Annotated in this window: 17 protein-coding genes; 9 read left to right on the top strand and 8 right to left on the bottom strand. The window is 36.3% G+C overall.

From position 1 onward, the window contains the following. Window positions 1–19: 19 nt before the first annotated feature. The 3 genes from gmd to DKG80_RS18265 are packed head-to-tail and all read left to right on the top strand — an operon-like array spanning window position 20 to window position 3477. A complete protein-coding gene (gmd, locus tag DKG80_RS18275) occupies window positions 20–1132 on the top strand; it encodes a GDP-mannose 4,6-dehydratase (protein WP_109832820.1) in 1113 nt (370 codons plus the stop codon). A 1-nt stretch (window position 1133) separates the two neighbouring features. After that, entirely contained in the window at window positions 1134–2063 is a 930-nt protein-coding gene (gene fcl, locus DKG80_RS18270) for a GDP-L-fucose synthase (protein WP_109832819.1), read from the top strand. Between the two features lie 34 nt (window positions 2064–2097). Continuing rightward, on the top strand, window positions 2098–3477 hold the full coding sequence (locus tag DKG80_RS18265) for an undecaprenyl-phosphate glucose phosphotransferase (RefSeq protein ID WP_109832818.1): 1380 nt from the start codon (window positions 2098–2100) through the stop codon (window positions 3475–3477). Here DKG80_RS18265 and DKG80_RS18260 read toward each other — a convergent pair whose 3' ends face one another. From DKG80_RS18260 to DKG80_RS18245, 4 genes are read right to left on the bottom strand one after another with little or no spacing between them, the layout of a single operon-like run. Continuing rightward, window positions 3478–4953, bottom strand: coding sequence for a DUF6029 family protein (locus tag DKG80_RS18260; RefSeq protein WP_109832817.1), 1476 nt, complete (start codon window positions 4951–4953; stop codon window positions 3478–3480). It lies immediately after the preceding gene. Window positions 4954–4959: 6 nt separating this feature from the next. Next, the gene (locus DKG80_RS18255) at window positions 4960–5442 is read right to left on the bottom strand and encodes a TlpA family protein disulfide reductase (protein WP_162555974.1); all 483 of its coding nucleotides are present in this window, start codon (window positions 5440–5442) and stop codon (window positions 4960–4962) included. 1 nt (window position 5443) lies between these two features. Beyond that, entirely contained in the window at window positions 5444–5962 is a 519-nt protein-coding gene (locus tag DKG80_RS18250) for a peroxiredoxin family protein (RefSeq protein ID WP_109832815.1), read from the bottom strand. Between the two features lie 7 nt (window positions 5963–5969). Continuing rightward, a complete protein-coding gene (locus tag DKG80_RS18245; protein WP_162555973.1) occupies window positions 5970–6638 on the bottom strand; it encodes a peroxiredoxin family protein in 669 nt (222 codons plus the stop codon). A gap of 137 nt (window positions 6639–6775) precedes the next feature. On the opposite strand from DKG80_RS18245, the gene DKG80_RS18240 reads away from it, so the two are divergent. The 4 genes from DKG80_RS18240 to DKG80_RS18225 all read left to right on the top strand — a co-directional run bounded on the left by DKG80_RS18240 (window position 6776) and on the right by DKG80_RS18225 (window position 11671). After that, complete coding sequence (locus DKG80_RS18240; RefSeq protein ID WP_109832813.1) at window positions 6776–7984, top strand: BaiN/RdsA family NAD(P)/FAD-dependent oxidoreductase; 1209 nt, start codon at window positions 6776–6778, stop codon at window positions 7982–7984. A gap of 262 nt (window positions 7985–8246) precedes the next feature. After that, the gene (pheS, locus tag DKG80_RS18235) at window positions 8247–9269 is read left to right on the top strand and encodes a phenylalanine--tRNA ligase subunit alpha (protein ID WP_109832812.1); all 1023 of its coding nucleotides are present in this window, start codon (window positions 8247–8249) and stop codon (window positions 9267–9269) included. Between the two features lie 103 nt (window positions 9270–9372). Continuing rightward, complete coding sequence (locus DKG80_RS18230) at window positions 9373–10986, top strand: sensor histidine kinase (protein ID WP_109832811.1); 1614 nt, start codon at window positions 9373–9375, stop codon at window positions 10984–10986. Then, on the top strand, window positions 10973–11671 hold the full coding sequence (locus tag DKG80_RS18225; RefSeq protein ID WP_109832810.1) for a response regulator transcription factor: 699 nt from the start codon (window positions 10973–10975) through the stop codon (window positions 11669–11671). Before DKG80_RS18230 ends, DKG80_RS18225 begins: the two co-directional genes overlap by 14 nt. A 1-nt stretch (window position 11672) precedes the next feature. On the opposite strand, the gene DKG80_RS18220 is transcribed toward DKG80_RS18225, so the two are convergent. The 4 genes from DKG80_RS18220 to DKG80_RS18205 all read right to left on the bottom strand — a co-directional run bounded on the left by DKG80_RS18220 (window position 11673) and on the right by DKG80_RS18205 (window position 15774). Then, entirely contained in the window at window positions 11673–12368 is a 696-nt protein-coding gene (locus DKG80_RS18220; protein WP_109832809.1) for a 2-phosphosulfolactate phosphatase, read from the bottom strand. 25 nt (window positions 12369–12393) lie between these two features. After that, window positions 12394–13485, bottom strand: a complete 1092-nt coding sequence (gene gcvT / locus DKG80_RS18215) for a glycine cleavage system aminomethyltransferase GcvT (protein WP_109832808.1) — start codon at window positions 13483–13485, stop codon at window positions 12394–12396. Between the two features lies 1 nt (window position 13486). Then, a complete protein-coding gene (hslV, locus tag DKG80_RS18210; protein WP_109832873.1) occupies window positions 13487–14023 on the bottom strand; it encodes an ATP-dependent protease subunit HslV in 537 nt (178 codons plus the stop codon). Window positions 14024–14142: 119 nt separating this feature from the next. Then, complete coding sequence (locus tag DKG80_RS18205; RefSeq protein ID WP_109832807.1) at window positions 14143–15774, bottom strand: 2-oxo acid dehydrogenase subunit E2; 1632 nt, start codon at window positions 15772–15774, stop codon at window positions 14143–14145. A 151-nt stretch (window positions 15775–15925) separates the two neighbouring features. Here DKG80_RS18205 and DKG80_RS18200 point away from each other — a divergent pair, with 151 nt between their 5' ends. Together DKG80_RS18200 and DKG80_RS18195 are read left to right on the top strand one after the other, a co-directional pair. Beyond that, window positions 15926–16894 carry a YheT family hydrolase gene (locus tag DKG80_RS18200; protein ID WP_109832806.1) on the top strand — a complete coding sequence of 323 codons (969 nt, stop codon included), beginning with the start codon at window positions 15926–15928 and terminating at the stop codon, window positions 16892–16894. Beyond that, complete coding sequence (locus tag DKG80_RS18195; RefSeq protein ID WP_109832805.1) at window positions 16891–17595, top strand: SOS response-associated peptidase; 705 nt, start codon at window positions 16891–16893, stop codon at window positions 17593–17595. The genes DKG80_RS18200 and DKG80_RS18195 overlap by 4 nt, the downstream gene beginning before the upstream one ends. The last annotated feature ends 18 nt before the right edge of the window (window positions 17596–17613 follow it).

Genomic DNA, 17613 nt, shown 5'->3' with positions numbered 1-17613 from the left:
CGATCATAATTAATAAAAATTGAAAAAAGCATTAATAACAGGTATTACTGGGCAGGATGGAGCGTATCTAGCAGAATTGTTACTCGAGAAAGGCTACGAAGTACACGGTATAAAAAGAAGATCATCCTTATTCAATACTGACAGAATTGACCACCTTTACCAAGATCCACACAAGGATGGGACAAAATTGTTTCTCCATTACGGAGATTTGACAGACTCAATGAATTTAACAAGGCTGATTCAGGAGATTCAACCTGACGAAATATACAACCTTGGAGCAATGTCTCATGTAAGGGTGAGTTTCGATACGCCTGAGTATGTAGCTAATGTTGATGGAATTGGTACTTTGAGGTTGCTGGAGGCAGTTCGTCTTTTAGGTTTGACTGAGAAAACCAGAATTTACCAAGCATCAACGTCTGAACTCTATGGTTTGGTGCAGGAAGTTCCTCAAAAGGAGACCACTCCTTTCTATCCAAGATCTCCTTACGCAGTTGCAAAAATGTATGGATATTGGATTACCGTTAATTATCGTGAGGCGTATGATATGTATGCGTGTAATGGTATTCTGTTTAACCACGAGTCACCATTGAGGGGAGAAACTTTCGTTACTAGAAAAATCACAAGAGCAGTCGCTAAAATGGCCCTGGGTCTTCAAGAGTGTACATACATGGGTAATCTAAATTCTAAGCGTGATTGGGGACATGCAAAAGATTACGTGAAGGGTATGTGGTTAATGCTTCAGCAAGATAAGCCTGAGGACTTTGTTTTAGCTACCGGCGTTACTACTACTATTCGAGATTTTATAAAGATGGCATTTGCCCATGTAGGGGTTGAGCTAGAATTCAAAGGTGAAGGTATTGATGAAGTAGCTACTGTAAAGAGCTCTTCTAATGAAGAATTTGCCTTCAAAATTGGTCAGGAAGTTGTGCGGATTGATCCAAAATATTTTAGGCCTACTGAGGTTGATCTTTTAATAGGAGACCCTAATAAGGCTAATACAAAATTAGGGTGGAAACCAGAATATGATCTAAAGGGGCTTGTTAGAGAAATGATGAATTCAGATCTACAAATTTTTGAAAAGGACAAGTATTTGCTTGATGGTGGTCATAATATCTTAAAACAAGCGGAATAAAATGGATTTAGATTCTAAGATATACGTTGCAGGTCATCGAGGAATGGTAGGTTCTGCGATTGTCAGAAGCCTAAAAAATAAAGGGTTCACTAATATTGTTTTCAAAAGCTCCTCAGAGCTTGATTTGACCAATCAGAAAGCCGTAGATGATTTCTTTGCTGCCGAAAAACCTGATTATGTTTTTATGGCAGCTGCTAAGGTCGGAGGCATTGTTGCTAACAATACTTATAGGGCACAATTTCTATATGATAATTTGATGATTGAATCGAACGTTATTCACGCTTGTTATGTACATGAAGTGAAAAAGATGTTATTCTTGGGTAGTTCGTGTATATATCCTAAGCTGGCGGAGCAGCCAATTCATGAGGATAGTCTTTTGACAGGACCGTTGGAATATACAAATGAGCCATACGCTATCGCTAAAATTGCTGGTATTAAACTTTGTGAAACATATCGAGATCAATATGGCTCCGATTTTATCAGTGCTATGCCAACCAATCTTTATGGGCCTAATGACAATTATGATCTTAAGAATTCACACGTTCTTCCAGCATTGATTAGAAAATTCCATGTTGCTAAAGTTGAAGATAAGCCAGAAGTTGAGGTATGGGGGACTGGAACGGTATTAAGAGAGTTTTTATATGTTGATGATTTAGCTGAAGCTTGTTTCTTTTTGATGAAAAATTACTCTGATAAACAGACTGTGAATGTAGGGTATGGAAAAGACCTAACAATTCGAGAATTAGCAGAAACAGTTAAAGAAGTGATTGAATTTGATGGGCAGTTAAAATTTGATGCCTCTAAGCCAGATGGGACGCCTAGGAAATTAATGAGTAGTGAAAGAATCAACCAACTAGGTTGGAAAGCTAAGATTTCTTTAAAAGAGGGAATCAAGAAAGTTTACGCAGAAGTAGATAAATCTGATTGGTGATAAATAAGTAAATTCGCCAATCGGATTGCTTGACATGCAAAAAAGAAGATTTTCAAAATATTTCCCAGCTATATTTTTGTTTTTAGACCTTGTGTTTTTGAACATTGGGTTTTTTGTGGCTAATTATGTTCGTTTTGAATCCTGGTGGTTTCAAGGGGACAGTTATCCATTTCTATTTGGCTTTTTGAATGTTGCTTGGGTTGCAATCTTCTTTTTTACAAGACTAGGATACGTAGATCGCGAGACAAGTGTAATTGACTATGTTTCACAGATTCTACTTGGATTAACTATCAATCTAGCAGTTGTTTTCACTATGTGGGCTACGACTAGAGCCTATTTTTATTCCAGAGAGCATCTTTTCTATACGTATTTAATTTTCTCATTCTTTGTACTTAGTTGGAGAATTGGATTCATGCATATCCTTCGTTTTTATAGAACGAAAGGATATAATATTCGAAATGTTATCATTGTTGGTTTTGGACCAATAGGTAGAAGTCTTAAGAGACACTTTAGTTCTAATCCAGAGATAGGGTATATATTCAAAGGTTTTTTTGACCATAATCCTAATCAGGAGGCTGTGACAGGATCAATTGATGATGTAGAGTACTATTGTAAGGAAAATGCTGTTGATGTAATTTTTTGCGCCTTGCCAAAACTATTTGATGAGGACGTAAAGAAATTGGTTGATTTTGCTGAAAATCATTTAATTAAGATTAAACTGCTTTCAGATTTTAGTAAAATATCAAATAGACGCCTAGAGATTCAAAGATATGGAAGTATTCCAGTACTGGATGTAAGTTCAATTCCTTTGGATCAAATGTATAATAGGTTCATTAAAAGGACTTTTGATATCATTTTCTCAAGTTTGGTAATGATTTTCTTATTGTCTTGGTTAGTGCCTTTAATTGGTTTAATTATAAAAATCGAATCTTCAGGTCCTGTTTTCTTTGTCCAAAATAGGCATGGAAGATCAAATCAATTTTTTCCATGTTGGAAGTTTCGAAGTATGGTAGTCAACAAGGAGTCAGATTCAAAGCAAGCAACAAAGAATGACGCTAGAGTAACGAAGGTTGGAGCATTTTTGAGGAAAACGAGTTTAGATGAGTTACCACAATTCATAAATGTTTTTTTAGGAGATATGTCTGTTGTTGGACCAAGACCTCATCCTATAAAATTAAATAACGAGTTTTCTCCACAAATTGATCGTTTTATCCAACGTCATGCAGTAAAACCAGGTGTAACAGGATTGGCTCAGGCTAAAGGTTACAGAGGAGAAACAGCTAGGTTTAGTGATATGTATGGTCGGGTCAAACTAGATAGATTCTATGTTAAAAACTGGAGTCTTTGGTTTGATATTAAAATTGTATTTCTAACTGCCTGGTCTATTTTATTTAATAGAGAAAATGCTTACTAATCATAATCTTCTAGTATATCTTAACTCTACTCCTTCAAAATCTAGAATCTCATAACATACACCAGATGTACATGCTGGTCCACCTCGACGAGTTCCTGCAAAGAGTAAGAAAGTGTCTTTAAAGCTAGGCTTCCATTTAACATTAGTTCCTACCCAAAACTTGAAATCTTGACTTTCTTCGATGATATTGGCATCATCACTGTATTCTGTTAAGACAGAAGCAGAGAATTTGGACCCTTTACTGTATCCAAGAGATACTAATGTATTGTTGACTTGAGTTCCAAAACGTTCAAACGTCTGGTATTCCCACTCAATATTTATTGTTGACTTATCTAAAGCATAGTCAATATCAAATCCAATTCCATATCTATCTAGTTCACCATTAAATTCAGAATTAGAATAGTCAATATAGAACTTAGTATCCAATGTTTCTCCGATATAAGTGCCATATTCTAAGAAATATTCAGTGAACACAGGGTTGTCTGCCCCAAGTTGATTAATGGCTGCAGCATGATTAAAGGTGAGCGTACTAGCATTAGGAAAAAAGTATACAGCTTCTAACTGCCAACCTTCCTCGTAAGTGGGAAGAGGTATATGAGTACTCCTGTTTAAAGTTCTATAAGTATGTTGTTTGACTAAAGCTGGGGGTTCGTTAAACGCTTCTGCTTGTCCGAGTATTATATTCTTATAGTCTTTGTATTCACCAGATAAACTTAGAGCTCCTATGTTATAATTTAAATTGAAGTACCATGCATAAGATTCATTATCACCAATAATCCCATTAGCGTGATCAAATGTAAGTTCAGTGTAATAGCTAAGGTTTTGAAGGATTTTGCCTGATAAGTTGGTCATTGAATAGTATTTTTCTCCAGCATCATTGGTTAAGTACATAATGTTATATTCGACTTTATGTGATTTGAGTTGGTAGTCTCCACCTACAACTGCTACTGAGTCAGGTCTTCTGATTTCATAATCTTGTAAAGGAGTGAAAACGTATTGCAGAGGCTGGCCAGCTAAGGCTTTTACAGACCAATTTTCTTGCTGATATTTTACCAACCCACCTACGAAGTCTCTATGAAAATATGATCTGGTTTTATCTCCAAGATCATCTAAAACGGCGCCTGGAACCTGAAAAGCACGCATCATTGTACCTCTACCTAATATTTCATAGAAATTTCCAAGTTTGACATCCCAGTTATCAGATTTATATTGAAGACGAACTTGATTAGGGGCTATGTAATTGCGCTCATCAAATTGAGACCAATATTGTTCCACAGTAAACCCCAATTTAAATTGATTGTAATCATAGTCAATTACCAATCTATCGTAAATAGATACAGAATTTTGTGAATCATCAAATTCGGGATTTTCTCCATATCTAAATTCAGCAATATTTTGACCACTGAGTTGAGCCAATAAGGGAATTGTAGAACCTATTAGATTCAAGATAAGTAGTAATAATGCAAGTTTTTTCAAGGGTACTTATTTAGTAAGTTGTTTTTCAATAGCTGAAATGATTTCTTCTTCATCTCCAGGTACAAAACCCTCATGGATATATTTAATTTTAAAAGTTTCATCCACTATTACCAAGGTTGGGAAAGTTGAGAAGTTATGAGCATTCATGATTTCTGAGTTCATATCTATTAAAATTGGATATTGTATCTGAAGCCCTTTACTAACAGTAGGTACTTTAGCTACTGTTCTTGGTCCATCACTATTTAGTCCTATGACTTGTACTCCTTTTCCTTTATACTGCTTATATATTTTGTTGAGTTGAGGAATTGCTTTTTTACAAGGTCTGCACCAGGTCGTCCAAAAATCGATGACCGTAAGCTTATCTCCTTTTATGTCATGTAAATTGACTCTTTGATTTTCAATGTTTTGAAGAGTGTAGTTTTTAATGGTTTGTGCCTGCACAGTAGCAAAGGCACAAACCACAATTATGGTAGTAAATATTTTTTTCATTTTATAATCCTTCAATAGTCGAAATAACATTGTCTATGTCGTTGTCTGCACTTGATCTTCCTTTGAAAGCAATATTCCCTTCAGCATCTATTACAACTAGTCGATCAAAAGTAGTACCATAGTTTTTAGCCACCTCACTTCCATTTAAGAGTAAATCAAAACTTACTCCTGTAGATGATCTAAAACTAGCCACAGAACTTCGAGTTCCATTCCATGTATCAATCCCAATTATAGCCACGTCAGTATCTTTATATTTTTGAGCAAGTTCAGATTCAATACTTGGAGCAGCAGCTTTACAAAGTGGACATTCATCTCCAAAAAAGAATATAATAACCGGCGAACCATTAAAGTCTGAAAGACTTGATTCTCCTCCATCCACGGATGTCAAAGTGAATGCTGGGGCTGTGGAACCATTAGTACTGGTGTCTGGAAGATTATTGTCTTCCGAATCTTCTGTACAGCTAGTCAAATAAGTTATAGAAAAGGCTGTTAGAATAAGTATAAGAAATAAGTTTTTCATGTGAATGTTATAGCTTGTTGATTGTAGAAATTACGTTGTTAATGTCATTTATTGCGTTTCGAGACCCCTTGAAAACAATGTCTCCCTTTCCATCTACCACAACTAGTCTGTCGTATCTAGATTCAAAGTTGCTTGCTGTTGATGAACCATTGAGTAAGAGGTCGAAGGTCACTTTTGCGCTTTTCTGAAAAGATCCAACTGAATTAGTATTACTACCTCCCCAAGTGTCTATTCCTATTAGTGCAACATTACTACCTGCATATTTTTGATTCAATTGAGATTCAATGTCAGGGCCAGCACTAATACAATTAGGGCAACTATTACCGAAAAAAAAGATAATTAAAGGGTCACCTGAAAAATCAGATAAACTTACTGTTCCTCCATTTACAGATGTAAGACTAAATTCAGGAGCAGCTCCTAAGCTTGATGGGTTATCTGTGTTGTCATCTTCATCAGAATTGTTGTCATCGTTATTATTTGTGCTATCATCATCTGTCATGTCTTCGGATCCTGTATCCGTTCCTTGTTGATCATTTTGATCATTGACATTGTTGGAATCTTGCATTTCAGTTTCCATCATTTCTTCAGAGTCTTCTTCTATACATCCTGAAAGAGAAACAATAAATATGAATAGCGCTGCGATTAGTTGATTGAAATGTTTCATGTCTTTGTTCATATGTTTATTTGCTAAACGGAGGCTAAATGAAAATCGTTCCATTGGCGTTAAAACTCTTAAAATTTAATTCAAATAGTTTATAATCAGCTCTTTGTTAGTTGAGTTTTATTCCAGCTTTTATTCATAGAACTTTGAGCATGAAAGTAGCTATTATAGGAGGAGGGGCCGCGGGTTTTTTTGCGGCCATCCAGGTTGTGGAAAATTACCCTGAAGCCAAAGTGCAAATTCTGGAGAAGAGTAAAAAGACCTTGGCTAAAGTAAAAGTATCTGGAGGCGGAAGATGTAATGTGACAAATGGTGCAAAAACTATTCTGGAACTTGTAAAAGGTTATCCTAGAGGAGCGAATAAACTCAAAAAACTCTTCAGGGAATTTAGTAATGTCGAGGTACAGAAATGGTTTGCAGAAAAAGGGGTATTACTGAAGGAGGAGTCAGATGGTAGAGTATTTCCAATATCTGACAGCTCTCAAACTATTATCGATTGTTTTCGGTCGCAGACAGATGTGTTAGGAGTGAAAATACGCACTAGTGCTGCAGTTAGTCAAATTATTACAGAAAGTAATATGGCAATCACATTAGTAGTAAACGAGGAAGAAGAAAAATACGACAAAGTAATAGTAGCAACTGGAGGATCTCCAAAAGTAGAAGGGCTGAAATGGCTGTATAGTCTAGGTCATAAAATTTCAGATCCAGTTCCATCATTATTTACCTTTAATATTGATGACTGGTCTTTAAGAAAGTTACAAGGTTCGGTTTGTAAGAATGCTCAAGTTTCAGTGCAGGGTACAAAACTTAAAGCTACTGGGCCACTTCTTGTTACCCATTGGGGATTTAGTGGTCCAGCGATATTGAAACTTTCGGCATTTGGGGCAAGAGATTTAGCTATTAAGGATTACCTTTTTAAAATACAAATTAACTGGACTGGAGGCTTGAGTTTTGAGGAGGTTTCTGAAAACTTGAATCAGATAGTAAAAGGTAATCCCAACAAGCAATTGCTTAATTATAAACCTTTCGGTGTGACAGAAAAACTATGGGTGTACATAATCAGTAAGTCTAATTTACCAGTTAAAAAAAAATGGTCTGAATTAGGTAAAAAAGGGATCAATAAACTATTAAACACTTTGACTAATGATGTATATGATGTTAAAGGTAAAACGACATTTAAAGAGGAGTTCGTGACTTGTGGGGGAATCGCATGGGATAGTATTGACGCAAAGACTATGCAGAGTAAAGAAGTATCGGGTCTTTACTTTGCTGGAGAGATACTTGATATAGATGGTATCACAGGAGGTTATAATTTTCAAGCTGCTTGGACTACAGCTTACGTGGCAGCGAGACTCAGGTAATTAAAAACTTTTAAAAAATTGAATTTTTGGCAGGATCTGTAAGTTTTTGGCAGGATTCGTAAGTGAGTCAGGAGCAGATTTGCCCATCTAATTTACTTTTTAATTAACTTTTCCATGCGTTGCTAGGTTCCAGAACAAACCCGTTCTGGAACTCTTTTTTCCTCAGAGGGATAATTTCTAAATTAACTACGTTAGCAAAAGCTTAGTTTTTTATCATTCTCTCGCTGACTCCTTGTAAATTCGCAGTCTAAATCCAGACGCTATGTTTGAAAAAGTAGAAGAATACAAAAAGTTGTTGCAAGATGCCAAAGCATCTACAAGGGATGAGTTGGAGCAATTCAGAATGAAATTTATAAGCAAGAAGAGTGTAGTCTCAGAGTTGTTTAATGATTTTAGAAATGTTCCTAATGAGCAGAAAAAGGCGTTTGGTCAGGCGTTAAATGAATTAAAGAATCAGGCACAAGAGAAGTTCCAAACATTGGTTGACGCACTGGATAGTGCTGGTCCAGATATGAGTGAGGTTGTCGATATGACCTTACCAAATATACCCGGAGAGACAGGTAGTATTCATCCATTGACAATTACTCGTAATAAGATCATTGAGATATTTGAAAGAATGGGATTTAATGTAGCAAGTGGCCCTGAAATAGAAGAGGATTTCTACAATTTCACTGCTTTAAACTTTCCCGAAAACCACCCAGCAAGAGAAATGCAGGATACTTTTTTTATAGAAAAGGGGCCTGATAAGGTTTTGAGGACTCATACGTCAAATGTACAGGCTAGATTAATGGAAGGAAATACACCTCCTTTTCGATCAATTATGCCTGGTCGTGTATATAGAAATGAAGCTATTTCTGCTCGAGCACATTGTTTCTTTCATCAGGTGGAGGGGCTTTATGTAGACAAAAATGTAGGTTTCAAAGATTTGAAAGATACAGTTTATCATTTCGTTCGTGAGCTTTTTGGGGCAGATACTAAAGTAAGATTCAGACCGTCTTATTTTCCATTCACCGAACCAAGTGCTGAAATAGATATAAGCTGCTTCATTTGTGGAGGAAAGGGTTGCAACGTTTGTAAAGGAACAACTTGGGTAGAAATAGGGGGCTGTGGTATGGTTGATCCTAATGTACTCAAGAGCTGTGGTATAGACCCTGAAGAATATACAGGCTTCGCATTTGGTATGGGAATAGAGAGAATAACAATGCTCAAGTATCAAATTAATGATTTGAGGCTCTTCTCAGAAAATGATGTAAGGTTCTTAAAACAGTTCGAAGGAACGTTTTAAAATATAAAGGTCTTATAGAGACCTTTTTTTGTGCTCATTCAGTAGGGTTAAAAAAAGTTAAATTCATGTCTGGTAGGTGTATTCATACGTACTTTTGGAGGTAATGAACAAGTACTCAATTAGACTTCTTATCTTTTTTGTTGGTGTTTCCTTAGTTGGCTTAGTTTCTTTTCAAATTCACTGGGTTGGTAATATAATTCAAGCCAACAACGATGCATTTAAAGGTGATGTACAAGAAGCGCTAAATGCTGTTACGGCTAAGCTTGAAAAACAAGAAGCCCTTGAAGTGACTATCGATAATTTTCATACCGAGTTTATATATAAAAGTCTTTCAAGTAGTGATTCAAATAAAATAGAGCTTGTTGAAAGTACTTTCAAAAAAAAGGTAATTGAAATAAAGGATTATTTGCAGTATGCGGATAGTACTCCTGATTGGTTAAGTTTCTATTTCAACAGTGAGGAAGAAGGGAATTTAAAAGATGTTTCTATTCGTATTAGGGATGACATAAAACCTTCAACTTCTACAAAACTTGAAATAGAACAAAAAGATACTATCATCACTAATCGGAAAGTATATCAAAAGAAACTTGACCAGATAGCCAAAAAGTCTGAGTACGTTCAGCTAGCTATGCACCGATTATTTTCGAAGGAACGAACATTAGAAGAACGGGTTAAGTTTGATGAGTTAGATTCTTTGATTAGAAGCCACTTGGAAGATCGTGGGATAGATATTGACTATCAGTTTGTTGTATTCGATCCCGTTTCTAAGGAGATTATTTATCAAGAACGTGTTAAATCAGTGGAGGAAGTACTCTCCTCTGAAATGAAAGCATACCTTTTTCCAAACGATGTATTGGGAGAAGCTGGGTATGTGTCTATATACTTTCCAGATCAGATTAGCTTTATTGTAGGTAAAATTTGGTGGACTCTATCCTCTTCCGTGCTTTTCATAGCCATTATTCTAGCATGTTTTTGGTATGCAATTCATACAATTTTTAAGCAAAAGAAGCTTTCAGAGATCAAAAATGATTTCATCAATAATATGACTCATGAATTTAAAACTCCTATTTCTACTGTGTCTTTAGCTTGTGAAGCTTTACAAGATAAAGATATTCAAGGGTCAGCAGCTTTAACATTTAAGTATCTTAAGATTATCGATGATGAAAATAATAGACTTGGAAAACAAGTGGAAAAAGTGCTACAGATGGCTGTTATTGATAAAAACGATTTTGAACTAAAACTAGAATCTGTAGATGTTCATGAAGTGATTACCAATGTTCTTGAAAGTATTAGTATTCAGATTACCAGTAAATCTGGAATAGTATCTACAAAATTCAATGCTGTTAAAAAAGTTGTAAGGGCTGATTTAATGCACTTGACAAATATGATTTACAACTTGGTGGATAATGCTAATAAATATTCTACTTACGAACCAAAAATTGAGGTGGAGACTTATGATAGATCTGAACACTTATATATCTCAGTAAAGGATCAAGGAATAGGGATGAGCAAAGAACATCTAGCTAGGGTTTTTGAGAAATTTTATAGAGTGCCTACAGGAAATCGGCACGATGTTAAAGGGTTTGGCTTGGGTCTTGCTTATGTTAAAAGTATGGTAGAGGCTCATGGTGGACATATCGAAGCTAAAAGTGAAATATCAAAAGGAAGTACTTTTATTCTCAAAATTCCGTATCTAAAAGTAGATGACAATGACTAGAATACTAATTGTAGAAGATGATCCTAATCTAGGGCAGATTTTAAATGAATACCTAGAACTCAAAGGCTTTGAAACGAAGCTTTGTACTGATGGTGAAGCAGGTTTTACAGCCTTCAATCAGGAGAAATTCGACTTTTGCATTTTAGATGTCATGATGCCAAAGAAAGATGGGTTTACGCTGGCTCAAGAAATTAGAGAGATCAATACAAATATTCCCATTATTTTTTTGACGGCTAAGTCGATGAAAGAAGATACTATAAAAGGACTTAAAATAGGTGCAGATGACTATTTGACTAAGCCATTTAGTATGGAAGAATTGATCTTGAGGATTCAAGCTATTTTAAAAAGAACTTCGACGAATGGAGCGGATAAGCTAGATACTCAAAAATTTCAATTAGGGCAATTGACATTTCATTACGACAAAAGTTTACTCCAAAAACCTTCTGGAGACGTTAAACTCACTTCTAGAGAAAATGAGTTATTAAAAATCTTATGTGATAATATGAATAGTACTCTAGACAGAAATATAGCATTAAAAGCCATCTGGAAAGATGATAGTTACTTTAATGCACGTAGTATGGATGTTTATATTGCTAAACTTAGAAAATACTTAAAAGAAGAAGAGGCTATTCATATTTTAACAGTACATGGTCAAGGATTTAAGTTGGTAGAGGTAGATAATTAATTTAGCTCATATGTACCGGAATCAACTTATCTCCCTCTAGCTTTGGAACTACTGAAAACTCATCTAAAGTAGCACAAAATTCAATGTCTTTCTCAATACTCAATTTGTTTAATCGCTTAGCGTGTGCGGAGTTTTTGATAGTTTCTTTGAGGCTTAAACGAACAGACTCAAAGTAGTTCATTGCAATGTGCGGAGTATCACATGCCATGTCATGTGTGCCCTTTAGTAAATCCATCAGGGCTCCAGCAAAAAGAGTATCTTCCATATTGGTTTTGCCTTTCCACCCAGCACAATGAATAATTACATCCTGATTTTTCTTAATAATGTAATTAGCTACCGCCTTAATGTTTATAAATGCTCCAATGATAACATCTTCAGCTGTTCTAGATTTAGTTATAGCTAGAGTACCATTAGTAGTAGTCATTACTAAGCACTTATCTTTAACATTATCACACATATAACTAAATGGAGAATTGTCATAAGGGAAACCTTCTACTTTATCACCTCCTCGTTCAGCTGCGCAGATACTATCTCTATTTCCTAAGTGAAGCTTGGCCTCTTCGAGTGTTGCTACAGGTAAAATGTTTTTTGCACCATATGCCAAAGCTGTTACCATAACTGACGTAGCTCTTAATACATCTACGACTACCACTATCTTGCCCTCAAGGTCATACAAATCGATTAATTGGGGCGACATACATACGTCTACTGTTGGTCTCAAATTACTGCTTCAAAAGTGGTAGCTTAGAAACTCTAGCCTTTAAGGCTTTTTTTCTAACCTGTATTAAAATTTCCGTGTCAGGTGATGTTGAATTTATGTCTATATACCCAAGACCTATTCCGATGTTCATACTGGGTGACATTGTACCAGAAGTAACCTCTCCAATAACTTCATTTTGAAGATTTAGGATTTCATATCCACCTCTTGGGATACCTTTTTCTTCCATAATGAAACCTACGAGTTTTTTTGAAACTCCTTCTTCTTTCTGTGTTTTTAGGTTAGTAGAATTTGTAAAGTTCTTGGTGAATTTAGTAATCCAGCCAAGTCCAGCTTCTATCGGGCTAGTTTTATCGTTAATATCATTACCATATAGGCAGAATCCCATTTCTAATCTAAGTGTATCTCTTGCGCCTAGCCCAATGGGTTTAATATCAAACTCACTACCGACTTCAAAAATTTTATTCCAAAGTTTCTCTGCATCAGTATTACTGACATAAAGCTCGAATCCTCCCGCTCCTGTATAACCAGTAGCAGAAATAATAACATTGGACACATTGCCAATTTCTCCAACTACAAAATGGTAATATTTGATAGATGATAGATCAACATTCGTTAATTTCTGCAATACCTCAATTGCTCTAGGGCCTTGAACTGCGAATAATGAAAAATGGTCAGATACATTTCTGATAGTAGCTCCATTCGTGTTGTGTTGATTTACCCACTCCCAATCTTTCTCGATATTGGAGGCATTAACCACCATCATGTATTTTCCTTCTTCAAACCGATATACCAAAAGATCATCTACTATACCCCCACTTTCATTTGGGAAGCAAGAATACTGAGCTTGACCATCTACTAATTTAGAAGCATCGTTTGAAGTGATTTTTTGAATGAGAGAAAGTGCTTCAGGTCCCTCAATGACAAATTCTCCCATATGGGATACATCGAAGACACCAACTCCCTCACGAACACATATATGCTCTTCTTTGTCTGAGGTGTACCTAACAGGCATATTATAGCCAGCAAATGGAATCATCTTACCACCAAGAGATTCATGGAGGTCATTTAGGGCTATTTTTTTGACTTCGCTCATCTTAAACTTTTTCTACTATCAAATTATGGTTGGTATAAATACAAATATCAGCGGCGATATTTAAACTCTCTCTTACCATTTCCTCTGCCGTCATTTGTGTGGCATGTTTCTTCAAAGCTAAAGCTGCAGACTGAGCGTACATACTTCCAGATCCAATCACCGCAATTTCATTATCTGGCTCTAAGACATCACCAGTACCAGAAATAACCAAGATTTCTTCTTTATCAGCCACTATCATCATAGCCTCTAATCTTCGAAGATATCTATCCATTCTCCAATCTTTGGCCAATTCGATAGCTGCTCTTTTCATATTTCCTCCATAAGTGCTCAACTTTTCATCAAACCTTTCCAATAATGTAAAGGCATCAGCAGTCGAACCTGCAAAACCTGTCACAATCTTTCCCTCTTGCAGCTTTCGGATCTTTTTGACATTGTTTTTAGCAACTGTATTCCCAAGAGTAGCTTGACCATCAGCACCTATAGCTACTTCGCCATTATGACGAATGGCACATACGGTAGTAGATTTTATTTTTGGCATTTCTGACATAAGAACTTCGTTTTTTGGATAGTACCAACGAAAAAGAAAAAAGGCTGTTTCAAAAGCAGACACACTTGAAACAGCCTCAATGTATTTTTAAGAGATTCTCAACCTAAAGCTTAGATCAAAATTCTAACTGGATCTTCAATGAATCCTTTCAGAGTTTGAAGGAATGCAGCTCCTACCGCTCCATCAACTGTTCTATGATCACAAGTCAAAGTAACTTTCATGATGTTTCCGGGAACAATCTGACCATCTTTGACCACAGGAGTTTGTTTAATTCCTCCTACAGCCAAAATACATGATTCCGGTGCATTGATAATGGAAGTGAACTGATCAATTCCAAACATACCCAAGTTAGATACTGTAAAGGTGTTTCCTTGCATCTCATCAAGTCCAAGCTTCTTATCTCTTGCCTTACCTGCGAACTCTTTTACCTCTTTAGAGATATCAGAAAGAGACTTAGTATCTGCAAACTTCACAACAGGAACCACTAATCCGTCTTCAATAGCCATTGCTACTCCAACGCTTACATGGTGGTTCATTCTTATTGAATTAGTGTCGCTGACCCAAGATGAATTTACATCTGGATGCTTTCTTAATGCAGCAGCTACGGCTTTTACGACTATGTCGTTGAAAGAGATTTTAACATCAGCTGTTTCATTGATACTCTTACGCGCCTCGATAGTCTTGTCCATGTCTATTTCCATAGTCAAGTAGAAGTGCGGAGCACCGAATTGAGAAGCATTCAAGCTCTTAGTGATAGCCTTTCTCATTTGAGAAGCTGGAATATCTTCAAAGCTTTCAGCCATTGCAGATCCTGCAACTGATCCACCTGTCGCAGGTGCAGCAACTGGAACATATGCTTCAACATCTCTTTTAATAATTCTTCCATGATCACCAGAACCAGGTATTTGTGCGATATTATACCCTTTTTCAGCTGCTAATTTTTTAGCCAAAGGAGAAGCAATTACTCTTCCGTTAGAAGTTTTTGCAGGAGTCGCCGCAGGAACTGGAGAGGGAGTGGCTGCTTTGGGAGCTTCTGTTTGAACTGCCGGAGTCTCAGCAGTTTCAGTAGTAGGTGCAGGTACAGCACTTTTGGCCTCTTCAGCCTTCAATAAAGTCTCGTAATCCGCTCCAGCTTCACCTATAATAGCAATAACACCATCTACTGGCACACCATTCCCAGCTTCTACAGCGGTGTACAATAGAACACCATCTTCGTAAGATTCAAGCTCCATTGTAGCTTTATCAGTCTCTACTTCAGCGAGTATATCGCCGGATGCTACTGAATCACCAACATTTTTCACCCATGCAGCAATTACGCCTTCAGTCATAGTATCACTCATCTTAGGCATTTTGATGACCGTTGCATTGATGCCAGAAGTATCAATAGATTCAGCCGCAGGTACTGCTGCTGGAGCCGGAGTAGACTCTGCTGCCGTAGTTGGTGCTTCTGCAGGTGCAGCTCCTCCACTTTTAATACTTGCAATCAAGTCATCTACATTTTCTCCAGCATCACCGATGATAGCTATTACACCGTCTACTGGAACAGCAGCTTTTTCCTCTACACCTATGTAAAGTAAAGTACCGTCTTCATATGATTCTAATTCCATAGTAGCCTTATCAGTCTCTACTTCAGCTAGTATATCACCAGAACTTACTTGATCTCCTACTTTCTTAAGCCAAGACGCGATTACACCCTCTTCCATGGTGTCGCTCATCTTAGGCATCTTAATTACTTCCGCCATATTAATAAGTGATTAAAAAATCGAGCCGCTAAATTAGTTTTAAAAGCGACTTTTGACAAACTAATCTTTCGGTAAATCTGTTAGTCTGAGACTTATGTTGTCTAATATCATTAGCTTGTCTTTTTAAAGCTTCTGTAACTTCTTTATATAAATGCCCTTAATTAAAGGTTCCTCTTATCGTCGTCCCAGTTTACTTTGTAATGCTCATTTAGAAACAGTAATTCCCTCACTTACCCGAAAATTCAATCTTTTAATAAGAAAGAGCCGAGTAAAAGTCAAAACCCCTGATGATGATTTTTTATTGGTAGATGAATATAATACTAGTTCACGCAAAGCAGTCATTATTTCTCATGGATTAGAGGGAGATAGCGAACGACCATATGTACTTGGAATGGTCAATAGATTTATAAGAGAAGAGTATAATGTTTATGCTTGGAACTTTAGAGGGTGTGGAGGAGAATTAAATAAAGTTGCAAGAATGTATCATAGTGGTGCCACTTATGATTTAGAGACTATTGTAAGTTATGTGTGTGCCAAAAATTATGAAACAGTTTCTGTTATAGGCTTTAGTCTAGGAGGAAATTTAACTTTAAAGTATTTAGGAGAATACAGCTATCCGGAAAATTTAAAATCTGCAGTTGCAATTTCGGTTCCATTAGATCTTGCGGGATGCTCAAATCAAATAGATTCTCCTAAAAATGCTTTTTATGCTAGACGTTTTTTGATTTCACTGACTGAAAAAACCACGAGAAAGCGAGAACAAATGCCACATATATTACCCCACTTAAAAAAAATAAAGTTCAATTCGCTATTTCAATTTGATGATTTAGTTACGGCCCCATTGCATGGTTTTGATGGAGCTGATCATTATTATGCATCTAATAGTTCGATATCATTTATTGATAAGATCAAAATACCTACCCTTGTCATTAACGCTAAAAACGATCCGTTTCTTTCAGATAGCTGCTTAGATCCAAGTTATTTCAAGAGTTCCGAGAATGTTTACTTCGAGATGCCTAAATTTGGAGGTCATGTAGGTTTTTACACTTTTGGACAGGATAATGTATTCTGGTCAGAAGAAAGAGCACTACGTTTCATCACCTTGCAAGACAGACTATGATCGATCGGTACGCCATACACTCCACTTTCCAAGAAATAACTGAGCGATATGGGCTCACAGGAGAAGAGGAATTTATGATTCCGAACTTTAACGCTTCGCCTTCTCAGTCATTGCCTGTAATTACTCACACTAACTCCAAGGAAATTACATTTGTTAACTGGGCAATCATATCTGAAATGGCAAACAATAAGACCGTTTCTCCTAAGTTACTAAGTATTCCAATAGACACTGTTCTCAAAAAGAACTCAATAAAAAATGCACTTGTCAAGAGTAGGTGTATTATTCCTTGTAATGGATTCTTCGCTTGGAAACAGTATGGCAAGAAACGTAAAGTTCCTCACTACTTTAAACATCCCGAGATGCAAATAGTGAGTATGGTTGGGATTTGGGAAGAATACGAGGATATTGATGGTAAAATCAAGAAGACTTTTAAGATCCTGATAAAGCCGAATAGCACTGGAAATGTAGAGTTTGGCAATTTAACTCCAGTACTGATAAAGAAAGATGATGAAAAGAAATTCATAGATGATTATTCTACAATCGATGAACTTGTTGACATCATCATGAAAGAAGATATTCATAAAGAGCTAATCAACTATTCGGTATCTTCTATGATCACTAATCCCAAATACAACCGAAAAGAACTCATCGAACCACACGCTCAAGTAGATCAATTAGGTAACTATACACTATTTGAATGATCGTAGATTCTTAGTAGA

The sequence above is a fragment of the Reichenbachiella versicolor genome (genome assembly GCF_003171675.1).
GTDB lineage: Bacteria > Bacteroidota > Bacteroidia > Cytophagales > Cyclobacteriaceae > Reichenbachiella > Reichenbachiella versicolor.
Note: the sequence above shows the minus strand (reverse complement) of the source record. Positions and strands in the feature narration are given on the sequence as shown.

Coding starts and splice junctions, on each gene's coding strand:
- DKG80_RS18225 (WP_109832810.1), top strand. CDS start 10,973: ATGACAATGACTAGAATACTAATTGTAGAAGATGATCCTAATCTAGGG.
- DKG80_RS18205 (WP_109832807.1), bottom strand. CDS start 15,774: ATGGCGGAAGTAATTAAGATGCCTAAGATGAGCGACACCATGGAAGAG.
- pheS (WP_109832812.1), top strand. CDS start 8,247: ATGTTTGAAAAAGTAGAAGAATACAAAAAGTTGTTGCAAGATGCCAAA.
- hslV (WP_109832873.1), bottom strand. CDS start 14,023: ATGCCAAAAATAAAATCTACTACCGTATGTGCCATTCGTCATAATGGC.
- DKG80_RS18240 (WP_109832813.1), top strand. CDS start 6,776: ATGAAAGTAGCTATTATAGGAGGAGGGGCCGCGGGTTTTTTTGCGGCC.
- gcvT (WP_109832808.1), bottom strand. CDS start 13,485: ATGAGCGAAGTCAAAAAAATAGCCCTAAATGACCTCCATGAATCTCTT.
- DKG80_RS18220 (WP_109832809.1), bottom strand. CDS start 12,368: ATGTCGCCCCAATTAATCGATTTGTATGACCTTGAGGGCAAGATAGTG.
- DKG80_RS18265 (WP_109832818.1), top strand. CDS start 2,098: ATGCAAAAAAGAAGATTTTCAAAATATTTCCCAGCTATATTTTTGTTT.
- fcl (WP_109832819.1), top strand. CDS start 1,134: ATGGATTTAGATTCTAAGATATACGTTGCAGGTCATCGAGGAATGGTA.
- DKG80_RS18195 (WP_109832805.1), top strand. CDS start 16,891: ATGATCGATCGGTACGCCATACACTCCACTTTCCAAGAAATAACTGAG.
- DKG80_RS18250 (WP_109832815.1), bottom strand. CDS start 5,962: ATGAAAAACTTATTTCTTATACTTATTCTAACAGCCTTTTCTATAACT.
- DKG80_RS18245 (WP_162555973.1), bottom strand. CDS start 6,638: ATGAACAAAGACATGAAACATTTCAATCAACTAATCGCAGCGCTATTC.
- DKG80_RS18200 (WP_109832806.1), top strand. CDS start 15,926: ATGCCCTTAATTAAAGGTTCCTCTTATCGTCGTCCCAGTTTACTTTGT.
- DKG80_RS18255 (WP_162555974.1), bottom strand. CDS start 5,442: ATGAAAAAAATATTTACTACCATAATTGTGGTTTGTGCCTTTGCTACT.
- DKG80_RS18230 (WP_109832811.1), top strand. CDS start 9,373: ATGAACAAGTACTCAATTAGACTTCTTATCTTTTTTGTTGGTGTTTCC.